The organism is uncultured Thiodictyon sp. (genome assembly GCA_903837595.1).
Classification (GTDB): Bacteria; Pseudomonadota; Gammaproteobacteria; order Chromatiales; family Chromatiaceae; genus Thiodictyon.
Genome location: CAILVI010000503.1, coordinates 1 through 12,249 on the forward strand (window position 1 = coordinate 1; position 12,249 = coordinate 12,249).

Sequence of the window (12,249 nt, forward strand, 5' to 3'; positions counted from 1 at the left end):
ACGACCCCCACGACCCCCACGACCCCCACGACCCCCACGACCCCCACGACCCCCACGACCCCCACCACGACGACCCCCACGACGGGTACCACGCCTTTCGCCCCGCTCGGGCTGAGCGGACCGGCCACCCTGGCGGCGCTGCAAGCGGCCTTGCCCGCTGGCGTCACGCTCTCTGCGGCGGCGGTCCAGGCGATTGGTAGCGCCGCAGCCGGTTCCGCGGCGCTTGCGACCGCTATCTCCAACGCCATCGCTGCGGCCGTCATCGCCTCGCCGCAGTTGGCGGTGGCGATCACTACCGCCGCCGTCACCGCCGTGCCCGCACAGGCAGCGGCCATCACGACGGGCGCGGTGACCGGTGCGCCGACTCAGGCGGGTGCCATCACCACCGCGGCAGTCACCGTTGTGCCGGCGCAGGCGGCAGCCATCACGACCGCGGCGGTGACGGCGGCGCCCGCGCAGGCGGGGGCCATCACCACCGCGGCCGTCACTGTTGTGCCTGCGCAGGCGGCGGCCATCACGACCGCGGCGGTGACGGCGGCGCCCGCTCAGGCGGGGGCCATTACCACCGCGGCCGTGACCGTTGTGCCTTTGCAGGCAGCGGCCATCACCACCGCGGCCGCGACCGCGGCGCCCGAACAGGCGGCGGCTATCACCAGCGCGGCCGTCGCCGCCGCACCCGAGCAGGCGACGGCCATCACCAACGCGGCCGTCGCCGCGGCGCCCCTGCAGGCCGGGGCGATCCAACAGGCTGCCGCGCAGACCGTCCAGCAAGTCAACCAAGGAGGCACCGGCGGGACCACCCAAAACAACAATACCAATCAGAACCTTACCTCTCAATCCTGACTGACGAAGCCAGGTCCTTAACGTTGAGCGGCTTGCCTTGAGTCTGATTGTGGAGGATGACCCATGACTACCGATTTAGCTGTCCGTGTTGCGCTGGCCGTCTTGGGCACCTTGGCCGCCGCTGACGCACTGGCCGTGGACCCAATGCCGGTCAAGCTCGGTCCAGTGGAGTTCATCCCGACTGTCGGGCTGGCCCAAGGTTATGATGACAACGCGCAGCAGGCACCGAAGGGGCAGGAAATCACCTCGGCCGTCACCCGCGTGACGCCCACCCTGCTGTTCCGCGCCCGGGAGCGGGCCAATCGCTACGAGCTGAGCTACCGTGGCGCTTACGACTTCGTCGCCTCCGGCGGTGTGGGTGATCGCATCGATCATCACCTCCTGGCCAGTTCGCACCTGGAATTTGCCGCTCGCCACCGCCTCGATCTCACGGCTGGTTTCGATCACATCCAGGATATCCAAAACCTCACCAACCGCCAGTACAATGAGGGCGGCAACATTTACAATACCTTTCAGGTCGGTGCTCTCTATGGCTTCGGGGCGCAGACCTCGAAGGCACAGCTGGAGGTCGGCGCCAACTATAAATGGATGAGGTACCTGAATAACCTGCATTCCGGCTCCATGAACATTGCCCAGGATTACAATAGCCCGGGAGTGACTGCCACCCTATATTATCGTATTGCTCCAAAGACGCGCTTGCTGGCCGAGATTGACTATAACCAGTTCGACTACACCTGGTCCGCCAGCACCCTCGACAGCTATAGCCTCAAGTACCTGGCCGGTGTCACCTGGCAGGGCACCGCCAAGACCCGGGGTACCCTGAAGCTCGGTTACCAGCAGAAAACATTTCGCTCCGGCACCACCGGCACCGTCGGCTACCCATCCGCGGATGCCGCGATTACCTGGACGCCCACCGAGCGCGCCGAATTCACTTTTTCAGCTAGTAGTTATGTCGGCGAAGGTGGCCTCTACGAAAGTTATATCGATACGCAGCTGTATCGGTTGGCATGGAACCATCAGTGGGTGAAACGGTTCAAGTCGCAGGTCTTCGTGAGCTACATGGACCAAAAATATCAGGGCGGAAGCTATAACGGACGCGCCGACAAAACCAACCAACTGGGCCTGCGGGCAACCTATAATCTGCGCCGCTGGGTCGATGTGGAACTGGAGGCCAACTTCAGGCAACTCGTGTCGAACGTCGGTCAGGCAGGCTATGACCGCAACTGGTTTTTTCTGAACTTCATCTTCAGTCTGTGACCCGCTATCAAGCTCCCTGTCGTCTGGCGGCCAGGATGCCGACCACTCACTCTCAGTCATCACGGGTTGCCCCATCATGACCAAGATCTTCGGCTACCTGCTGTTGGTGCTGCTATGCAGCAGCGGCCTGGCGGCCCCCGGTTTGGAGTCCGGTTACAAGCTCGGCTCAGGTGACGTTATCAGCATCAAGGTCTTTGGTGAGTCAGACCTGAGCTTCGATGCCGTGCGTATCACCGATGCCGGCACCCTTCCGTACCCCTTTCTCGGTGAGGTCCGTGCCGGCGGCCGCACCCCCCAGGAATTGAGTCAAGTGATCACCCGCGGTCTGGCGGATGGCTACCTGGTTAATCCGCGGGTTACCATCAATGTGACCACTTACCGCGAATTTTATGTTAATGGCGAGGTCAAGTCGCCCGGGGGCTATCCTTATCAGTCGGGGTTGACGGTGCGCAAGGCCATCGCCCTGGCCGGGGGCAAGACCGAGCGCGCCTCAGAGAGCAAGATCAGCGTGATTCGCGAGGGCGATACCGGTGGCGAACCGGTGCGGGTGACGCTCGATTCCCTGGTCTATCCCGGCGACATCGTGACCATTGAGGAGAGTTTCTTCTGAATATCGATCCGGAACCAGTCCGTCCGCCAGTGGCACGTCCTGAATTGACGGCTCAATCTTCCCGCCCGAACCCTGCTGTGCCGGGGGGGATGGCTCCGGAAGGTCTGCACCAAGCGGGGGCTGAACGGTTACGCCCGGCCCCCCCGGGGGAGGACGACGGTATCGACTTGCTGAGGATTTGGTATGCCGTTTATCGGCACAAAGTCTCCATCCTGTTGCTCGCCCTGCTGACGGTCATGGTGACGACCCTGGTGGTCTATTCGCAGACACCCATCTACCAGTCGACGGCGACACTGCTCATTGAGCCGTCCACCAGCCAGGTGGTGTCCATCAAGCAGGTCTATGGTGCCGAGGCCGGCTCGAACGACTATCTGCAAACCCAGTTCGAACTCATCCGGTCGCGCTCGCTGGCCGAACGCGTGGTGCGCGACCTCAAGCTGAATGAGCGTCCCGAATTCGACCCCCGCCAACGGCCAGCACCGGCGTTGAAGTGGCCGGATTGGCTGAATGTCTCGCTGATCCAGCGGTTCCTGCCGACCACCAGGCCCGCCGATTTGCGCGAACCGGAGGTCCCCGCGGAGGACAAGGTCTTCGAAGCGGTCGTGAGCGCATTCATGAGTCGCGTCACGGTGGCACCCAAGCGCGGCACACAACTGGCCACCATCGGCGTTGAAATGGCCAGTTCGGTCATGGCCGCTCAAGCGGCCAATGCACTCGCCCAGGGGTATATCGACAGCCAATTCGAGGCCAGACTCGGCCTGAACCAGGCGGCGGCGTCTTGGATGACCAACCGGGTGGCCGAGCTCAAAGCCAACCTGCAGGCCTCCGAACAACGCCTGCAACAATATCGTGAGAAGGAAAACCTGGTCGACCTGGAGGGGGTGACGACACTCTCGGGGCAAGAGTTGACCCAGGTCGGCACCCGGATGGTCGAGTTGCGCCGCGAATTGGCGTCGGTGGAAAACCAGTACAAGCAGATCGAACGCATGAAGGGCGCCGGATGGGAGCGCCTGGCCGCGGTCCCGGTGGTGGCGGCCGATTCGATGGTGCGACAGTTTCGGGCGGAGGAGGCCCGTGCCCGCGCCAAGGTCGAGGAGCTTTCGCGCCGCTACGGTCCCAAGCATCCCGCCATGGCCGCCGCGCGTACCGATCTGGAGTCCGCCCAGGTCAATCTGCGCAACCAGGTCGAACAGGTGGTGGGCGGTATCGAGCGTAGTTACCAATTGGCGATCGCCAATGAGGCATCGGTGCGCGGCTCTTTCCAACAGAACAAGTCGGAAATCCAGGATATCAAGCGCAAAGAGTTTACATTTCGCGAACTCCAGCGTGAGGTCGAGAGTAATCGCACGCTCTATGATACGTTCATGACCCGGCTCAAGGAGACCTCGGCCGTTTCCGACCTCCAGGCCGCCAATGCCCGCATCGTCGATCGGGCCATCGTGCCGAAGGCGCCGGTGCGGCCCAAGAAGGGCCAGATCATCGCCATCGCCGGCCTGCTGGCGCTGCTGGCCGGCATCGGACTGGCGCTGCTGCGCGAGCAACTCGACAACCGGGTCCACGGCCCGGCCGCGGTGGAGGCTCGGCTCCACCTGCCGACCCTGGGTATTCTGCCGCTGCAGAAAAAGAACGAACGCATCCGTATGGCCAATCTCTATCTGGACGATACCGACAAGGCATTTTCCGAATCGGTGCGCAGTATCCGCACCGGTGTGGTCCTCTCCGGACTCGACAACCCCCACAAGATCATCGTCGTCACCTCGTCCGTGCCGGGCGAGGGTAAGACCTCGCTCGCCTGCAATCTCGCATTCTCCCTCGGGCAGGTGGATAAGGTGCTGTTGATCGAGGCCGATATGCGCCGTCCCACCTTCAAGAAACTCTTCGAGCTGCCGGCCGGTACCCCGGGGCTTGCCAATGTCGTGGCCGGGACGGCGGAATTGACCGATGCCGTCCGGTCGGTGGGCACGATCGACCTCCTGGGGTGCGGCACCCTGCCGCCCAACCCGCTGGAACTGCTCTCCACCCAGCGCTTTGTCCAACTGCTCGGCGAACTCGCCGAGCGCTATGACCGGATCGTCATCGATACCCCGCCGGTCCAGGTGGTGAGTGATGCCCTCGTGCTCGCGACCTATGCGAGCACCGTCATCTTCGTCATCAAGTCGGAGGCTACACCCTTTCCCATCATCGCCAAGGGCATCAAGCAGCTCCAGCAACTGAATGCACCACTGGCCGGGGTGGTGCTCAACCAGGTGAATGTGCGCAAAGCCACCAAGTATGGCTATGGTTACGGCAGCGGCCGCTATGCCTATGGCGGTTACGGCGGCTATTATGATTACTATGGTTATAGCAAGGAGACGCGGGCCTGAGTTACACCAAAAGACCCGTAGGAGCGGCCCCCCGGCCGCGACGGGTTGCGTAAATCCGGTGGCCTGAATATGGTCAAGGCCGACGAATGCATGCAACCCGCGGCGCGACCGTGCAAGAGCGGCGTCCGCTGGCGGAGACCCGCCGCATTGGTGCTTTTGTTCACCTCATTGATCCTCGCCTGGATGGCCGCGCGCCTGCTGCTGGCGGCCCTGTTCGCCGGCCAGACCCAGACCTTCCTTGATGATTGGTTTGCGCAGGGCGGCGCACCCTCGCCGCCGGCCTGGGAAGTCGCCCGGCAAGCCGCGACCTCGGCCATCGCGCTGTTTCCGGCGGCCAACGGGGCCTATCAGGAACGGCTCGGACTGGTCCATTCCTGGCGCTATCGTGGCCGCCCATTCGGCGACCTGCTTGCGGCACCGAGTCGGCAAGCCGCCCTGGCCGCGTATCGCGCGGCCGTGGCCGCGACCCCTCTCTGGCCCCGGGCGTGGACCCAGATCGCCTATGCCAAGCTCGACCTGGGGGAGCGCGACGCGGGCTTTCGTGCCTCCCTGCATCAGGCCCACGCCTTGGGACCCTGGCGCCCTGACATCAACCGGCGCATCGTGGAGATTGGCCTGATCGCCTGGGGATCGCTCGATGTGACGACCCGTGCGCTCACCCTGGAGTCCGCCCGGCGGGTCGCTGCCGGGAGCGCCGAGGACGCCCACTGGTTGCTGGGTCTGGCCAAAGGCAGGGGCATGACCCTGGTCGTCTGTGTGGCGCTGCCCGATGAGATCAAACGGATGCACCGGATATGCGGTTCGTGATCACTGATGAGGCAGCCGGTGCGCAGGGGAACCTGAGCGCTGGTCTGTCGCTGGAGCGGGCACTTGTCATCGTCGTTCTGAGCCTGCTGATCTGGCTGCCGCTACCGCTCGCCAGCCATCGGGAGTGGTCGAGCGCGCTGTTCGTCTTCATCGTCGCCCTGGCCTCTGCCATTTGGTCTATCCGGCTGCTGCGCTCCCGCGCTGCGTGCCGCATCAGCACTTTGCGGGCCGCGCTTCCCCTGTTCGCCCTCTTGGTGGCGGCCCAGGCGTGGGTCGCCGCGCAGTGGTTGGCGGGGATCAGCGTCGATACCGGCGCCACCTGTCGTGACCTGATCCTGGGGTGTGGCTATACGCTACTCTTTCTATTGATCACCGGACTCTTCTACACGCGCCGGCGTGTCACGCTCCTGCTGGCGGTACTCACCATCAGCGGCCTGTTGCAGGCCTTCTATGGCTCATTGATGACGCTCTCCCACATCGATTGGCTGGCGTTTGGCCCGAAAGAGACTGGGCAGGGTGACGTCACCGGAACCTTTGTCAACCGCAACCATCTGGCCGGTTATCTGGAAATGACACTGGCCTGCGGTCTGGGCCTGTTGATGGCCCTGCGTGATGGGCGTCCCTTCAGTTGGCTTGCGCTGCCGGACCTACTCATCGGACCCAAGATGCGCATCCGTCTGGCACTGGCTATCATGGTGATCGCCCTGGTTATGAGTCACTCGCGCATGGGCAATTCCGCTTTCTTCACCGGCCTGATCCTGCTCGGTGGGCTCTTCACCCTGGTCCACCGCCAACACCGATTGCGCAACGGCCTGATTCTCGTCAGCCTGTTGCTGATTGACCTCCTCATCATCAGCCAGTTTTTCGGGCTGGATAAACTCGAAGACCGGCTGTTGGAAACCCAATTCGAGGACCAGGTGGTCAACGGCCAAGTCGTTCGGCACGAGAATGTCGATCGCGATGACATCGTGCGCTATGCGCTGCCTCAATTGCGTGAGCGGCCGTTTATCGGCTTTGGCGCAGGCGCCTTCGAGACCAGCTTTCCTCGCTTTCCCGGTCCGGATATTCGCAGCCATTTCGATCACGCGCACAACGATGTTCTGGAATTCGCTATCGAGTTCGGTCTGATCGGTCTGACCCCCTTGGCCCTTTTCGTACTCTGGTCATTCGCGATGGCGCTCAAGGCCCTGTGGCGGCGCGACTCGCTCTACCGCAGCGGCGTTGGGCTGGGGGCCGGCATCGGCATCCTGGCGATCGGGATTCACTCACTGTCAGACTTCAATCTTCAAATCCCGGCCAATGCTGCGACCTTCGTCACACTTTGCGCCATCGCCGTCTTGGCCAACCATCACCACGCCCGCATCGCTCGGGTCGGTGAGCGCGACCCGGATAGCGAGGCTTAGTACCGACCACTGTGAGCGCTACTGCCGGCAAAATAGGGTTCTGCCTTCAGGGTGGTAACGCCTGGGGCGTCAAGCGTGGCGCAGCCGTCGTGGTCACCGGCATTGACCCCGTCCCCCTATCCATGATTTGATACAGTTGCGTTTACCAGTTGAACGCAGGGTGCCGCCAGGTGCTCGCAGGCCTTGATCATCACCCTGGCCAGCCGTGATCGGTCCGCACAGCGAGACCTGCGGTCGGGTCGCGATCCTTAGGGTCCGCTGCGCGGACCAACGGCCTCGCAGTTTTCGAAGTGGCCGGGATTACGTCAAGGCCTGCTCGCAGATGGCCCCAAAGCCCTGTACCGTCTATGTCACGGTATGGCGGTAGCGTGTCTGAGACCCATCGACCGGATTTCCCCCGGAAGCCTTGATCATAATCTGGCCATCAAGGCAGTTCTGCCATCAAGTCAGCCGGCTGGGAGCTCCGCGCCCAAGTCGGGGCCCGGCCCATGCGCCCATCCAAGAGACCCGTGCCTCTCAATCGATCTTTGCCGAAGGCGAGGCTAAAGGCCGCCAAGAGGGCCGCCAGCGCGAGGCGAATCTGGCGCTGCGACAATTGCGACGGCGCATCGGTACAGTGCCGAAGCCCCAACAGACGCGCATTACCGACCTGCCGTTCGAGGATCTGGAGGCTCTCGGCGAAGCTCTGCTCGATTTTTCCGACGCGGCGGACCTGACCGCCTGGTTGGCGGCGCATTGAGGCCGCTGGCCTGCTGGCGAGAGGGTGGTTGTCGTGCTACCAGCCTTAGTCATCGCTCAGGCCAGTCGCGACGCGTCATTCCGGCCGGGACGCCGGAATCCAGGCCCTGGACTCTAGGCCCTGGACGGTACGCCAGACCAGGGCGGGTGCTTAACTGGCTGATAATCTGACATCCGCAGGCCCCGTTCTAACCGCAGAATGGCGGGGCCTTGCAATCCGCCGACTACTTGACCAGTCTCTCCAGCGGTGGCGGGCAGGTGTCAGGCGCTCTGCGCCGTGAGCACCAGCGACCGGAACCACGATCATGGCCGCTCGGGCATGCGAGGACGACGACATGAGTGAACTCAGCACACTCTATCAGACCGATTATTCTGCCTGGGCACTGCGGCACGCCGAACTCCTGCGCGCCGGCCGCTACGCCGAACTGGACCTCGAGCATTTGTTGGAAGAACTCAGCGATATGAGCAAGAGCGACCGCCGAGAGTTGGAAAGCCGGCTCTTGATTCTGCTCGCTCATTTGTTGAAATGGGAATACCAATACGCAATGTTGTCGGCACGTTGGCGCGAATTTAAGGGTGATAGTTGGCGCGAGACGATCATCGAACAACGTATGCGTCTTGCCAAGCTGTTGAAACAGTCACTTGGTCTCAAAACGTTACTGCCGGAGGCGATCACCGCGGCCTATGCCGACGCGATGCAATTGGCTAGCGATGAAACCGGTCTGGCGCTGGATACCTTCCCCAGTGACTGCCCTTATACGCTTGAAGACTTACTCGACAAAAGCTATTATCCCGGATCGCATGCGCCAACCAGCCGGTCTTGATTCAGCGGCTCAAGAGACCAAGAGCGACTGACGAACCGGCTAGCGCAAGAGATGAAAGCCGACCATCCAATCTATCTGTTCCGGTCCGCGGGTGCCGAGCGGTTCCGGGTACTGACCGGCGGTCAACGACTGCTTGGTGAGTATCGCTTTCGCTCCCTGACGAGCAAGGGTCTGGAGCGGCGACTGGACGGCACATTTGAGCCTGATGGACACTCCGGTCGCACGTTGGGCTTCGTTCCTCAGCCCAACCTACAGGGAATACTTGCCCAGCCTCACTGGGGTGCGGCGCTCCCAGTCGGGTGGCCTGACGTCCGACGAACCTGCCGCGGTGGCCGGAACGACGATGAAGACGGTTCCGGCCACCGGCCGGTGTAGGTCGCCCTTCAGGGCGACCCACGCTGACGGGGGAGGGTGGTCGCGATGATGATCTAAGGTCGACACGGTGACCTCCCGACCCGCGCAAGCCCTAAGTCCCGTAGGGGCGCCACATCCCAGCCCAGGGCAACGCCCTGGGTGATGCGTATCAGTAGATCAGCCCTGAAGGGGCGTGTCATAGGCCCGCACTGCCGGGTGGCTGGCGACGAAGACTCGTTGATCATGATCCCGGCATCCGAACCACCGCCGCAGATTTGCTCTTGGGTCAGCAGCTATGGTCTCATGCCCTCCCTTAGTTCAGGCGCTGAACAGTGCGGCATGCGACTCAAGACTTACTGTTACAGTCAGCCAGGGACCCGGTGGGAGCGGCTTCAGCTGCGACGCGACCTCCCAAGCTGCCGTGGCCTCGTCGCGGCTGAAGCCGCTCCCACGGAGACTTTCATCATCTGGGGTGGCTGGCCCTGCAGGCATGGCCGTTAGTCCAACGCCCCCCTATACCCCATGGCATGGTAGGGCGGTAGCGTGTCCGATCGGCCAGAGACCGAGAGACGACCGACAAGACCTCCGCCGACCTGAAGACTCTCTCAATGGACCTCCTGACCCGCCTCAACGACAAACAAGCCCTCATCGGCATCCTCGGCCCCGGCCCCGGCTACGTCGGCCTGCCGCTGATATTGCGCTTCGCCGAAGTCGGCTATCGCGTCCTCGGCCTCGACATGGACCAGTCCAAGGTGGACACGCTCAACACCGGTCAGTGCTGCCGAAGTGCTGGAGTAAATGATTCATGTCTACTCAAACCAGTACCCTGGATAGATTGCAGCGATTGACAGTGATCTATCGTCAGGGCTATCACAGCGATGTGGTTGATCGAACATTGCAGAAGATCATTGCGTTGGAAAACGCACAAGCCCGCCAGGAACTCACTGCAATCGAGGTCCGGCTGGTCGCATTTGAACAGGAATATCAGATGTCTTCCGGCGACTTCGCGCAGCGATTTCGTGCCGGCGAATTGGGTGATGGAGCCGATTTTTTTGAGTGGAGCGCGTTTTGCGACATGGCTGAAAGCCTGCGTCAACGCCTGCAACTCTTGGAAATCAAGGCGGCGTGATCGACGTCAGGGGCTACCTCGACGAGGTCAGAACCCGACTGGCCACCTCTGCCGCGATCATCGCGATCGATGTCGTGACCGAGCAAGAGCTGAGTGACCGTGGCTATTTTCGCGCCCGGCTGTCATTGGCTATACGCCTCTCATGTGAGATTCCGGTTTAGTCGCGGCGGGTAACCCGCCGGGAATCTTGGTAAACTGCTGACTTGGAATCCGTTGCTCTGCCCGCTGAGATACTCGCAGCCGCCGACTGCGTCCTGCTCGCCACCGACCACGACCGCTTCGACTACGACCTGATCAAGGCTCATGGCCGTTTGATTGTCGACACCCGCGGGCGTTACCGCGAACCGGCCGAGCACATCGTATGAGCCTGACTAGCATGCCCTCCATCGTGCCGGCGGGATGTCTGGCCCCAGTGTCAAGGAGGGCAATCTGGTTGGAAATTTTTGATCATGTGATCTGATAACCATAAATCACAATACTGCCGCACCCCTAATGTCGAAATACGAAGAAATCAAGATCAGTCTCGCGGCCAAGCCGCGAACCTAGCTCATCACTGGCGTCTCTGGGTTCATCGGCTCCAACCTTCTCGAAATCCTGCTGAAACTTGATCAAACGGTCATCGGCCTTGACAACTTTGCCACCGGTCATCAGCGCAACCTGGACGAAGTGAAAACTCTTGTTGCCATTGAGCAATGGGCCCGTTTCCACTTCATCAATGGCGATATTCGCTGCCTTGATGATTGCCGCCAAGCTTGCGCCAGCGTTGACTTTGTATTGCACCAAGCAGCCCTCGGCTCGGTGCCGCGCAGTCTTGCCGACCCGATCACCAGCAACGCTACCAATATTGATAGATTTCTCCACCTGCTGGTCGCCGCGCGTGACGCTGAGGTCAAGAGTTTCATCTACGCTGCCAGCAGTTTCACCTATGGCGACCACCCCGGACTGCCAAAGGTGGAGGATGTCATTGGCAAGCCCCTGTCGCCTTACGCCGTCACCAAGTATGTGAATGAGCTGTACGTCGACGTGTTCGCGCGCAGCTACGGTTTTGCTGCCATTGGCCTGCGCTACTTCAACGTCTTTGGCCGGCGCCAGGACCCTAACGGCGCCTACGCGGCAGTGATCCCCAAATGGACGGCAGCGATGATTCAGGGCGACGATATCTTTATTAACGGGGACGGTGAAACCAGCCGTGACTTCTGTTATGTGGAGAACGCAGTGCAAGCCAATCTGCTCTCTGCTATTGCCACGGACGAAGCCGCCCAGAATGAAGTCCACAACGTGGCCGTTGGTGGGTGTACCAGCTTGAACCAGCTTATCCAGGCACTGCGTCAGGCGCTGGCCGATAACGGCGTGTGTTCCGACAGGTTGCCGATTTACCGTGACTTCCGCGCAGGTGACGTGCGCCACTCGCAGGCCGACATCGGCAAGGCGCGGCGGCTTCTGGACTATGCGCCGGTATTTGACCTGTAGGCTGGCATCAATAGGGCCGCGCCTTGGTATATCAAATTTCTTGAGTTGCCCCGAGTCGAGCAGCCCATGAGCGGATCCCTGTAATGACATGAATACGAGGGCTGCGATCAAGCCCTCGAACAGCCAACTCGTTGCTTCGGCCACGGCTACCTCGATCCGTGGCGCGCGCTGCCGTGATTTAATTACCAGTAGTTTGGTTTTAGCGCAGCAAGATCTGCATCGGTGCCCAGCAAGCGTCTATGGGCCATTCTGGTATTAGTGAAAGTAACCATCCCCCGGCAAAGCCAGGGGCTTTCATTCGTGAGCCGCTCGAAGCGGCTACGGGGTCGCTAACGCGGCCCCGCGGTTCTTGGGCCGCCTAAAGGCGGCGACTCAGCCCCAGAGGTTGAGCTGTTCGAGGCGCGTATCCTCCTGCTCTTGGTTTTTGATGTACTCACGGATCATGGCCTCG

The 12,249-nt window shown here is 61.8% G+C and carries 11 protein-coding genes and 1 pseudogene; all 12 read left to right on the forward strand.

Features of this window, described 5'->3' with window-relative positions:
- A pseudogene (locus tag QZY44_RS30270) lies at positions 1-843 on the forward strand (hypothetical protein); the annotation flags it as partial.
- Between the two features lie 63 nt (positions 844-906).
- Entirely contained in the window at positions 907-2,100 is a 1,194-nt protein-coding gene (locus QZY44_RS30275) for an outer membrane beta-barrel protein (protein WP_295456481.1), read from the forward strand.
- Between the two features lie 76 nt (positions 2,101-2,176).
- The gene (locus tag QZY44_RS30280) at positions 2,177-2,710 is read left to right on the forward strand and encodes a polysaccharide biosynthesis/export family protein (protein ID WP_295456483.1); all 534 of its coding nucleotides are present in this window, start codon (positions 2,177-2,179) and stop codon (positions 2,708-2,710) included.
- An 89-nt stretch (positions 2,711-2,799) separates the two neighbouring features.
- Positions 2,800-5,073, forward strand: a complete 2,274-nt coding sequence (locus tag QZY44_RS30285) for a polysaccharide biosynthesis tyrosine autokinase (protein ID WP_295456485.1) — start codon at positions 2,800-2,802, stop codon at positions 5,071-5,073.
- Between the two features lie 150 nt (positions 5,074-5,223).
- Positions 5,224-5,880 carry a hypothetical protein gene (locus QZY44_RS30290; protein WP_295456487.1) on the forward strand — a complete coding sequence of 219 codons (657 nt, stop codon included), beginning with the start codon at positions 5,224-5,226 and terminating at the stop codon, positions 5,878-5,880.
- Positions 5,877-7,283: an O-antigen ligase family protein gene (locus tag QZY44_RS30295; RefSeq protein ID WP_295456489.1), complete on the forward strand. Its 1,407-nt coding sequence runs from the start codon at positions 5,877-5,879 to the stop codon at positions 7,281-7,283. Before QZY44_RS30290 ends, QZY44_RS30295 begins: the two co-directional genes overlap by 4 nt.
- Before the next feature lie 406 nt (positions 7,284-7,689).
- Complete coding sequence (locus QZY44_RS30300; protein ID WP_295456492.1) at positions 7,690-8,022, forward strand: DUF4351 domain-containing protein; 333 nt, start codon at positions 7,690-7,692, stop codon at positions 8,020-8,022.
- A 334-nt stretch (positions 8,023-8,356) separates the two neighbouring features.
- Complete coding sequence (locus QZY44_RS30305) at positions 8,357-8,845, forward strand: DUF29 domain-containing protein (protein WP_295456494.1); 489 nt, start codon at positions 8,357-8,359, stop codon at positions 8,843-8,845.
- Positions 8,846-9,807: 962 nt separating this feature from the next.
- Positions 9,808-10,047 carry a hypothetical protein gene (locus QZY44_RS30310; protein WP_295456496.1) on the forward strand — a complete coding sequence of 80 codons (240 nt, stop codon included), beginning with the start codon at positions 9,808-9,810 and terminating at the stop codon, positions 10,045-10,047.
- The gene (locus QZY44_RS30315) at positions 10,005-10,328 is read left to right on the forward strand and encodes a hypothetical protein (RefSeq protein WP_295456498.1); all 324 of its coding nucleotides are present in this window, start codon (positions 10,005-10,007) and stop codon (positions 10,326-10,328) included. The genes QZY44_RS30310 and QZY44_RS30315 overlap by 43 nt, the downstream gene beginning before the upstream one ends.
- Before the next feature lie 203 nt (positions 10,329-10,531).
- Positions 10,532-10,693, forward strand: coding sequence for a hypothetical protein (locus QZY44_RS30320; RefSeq protein ID WP_295456499.1), 162 nt, complete (start codon positions 10,532-10,534; stop codon positions 10,691-10,693).
- A gap of 232 nt (positions 10,694-10,925) precedes the next feature.
- Positions 10,926-11,798 (forward strand): NAD-dependent epimerase/dehydratase family protein, encoded by an 873-nt coding sequence (locus QZY44_RS30325; protein WP_295456500.1) that lies wholly within the window; start codon positions 10,926-10,928, stop codon positions 11,796-11,798.
- The last annotated feature ends 451 nt before the right edge of the window (positions 11,799-12,249 follow it).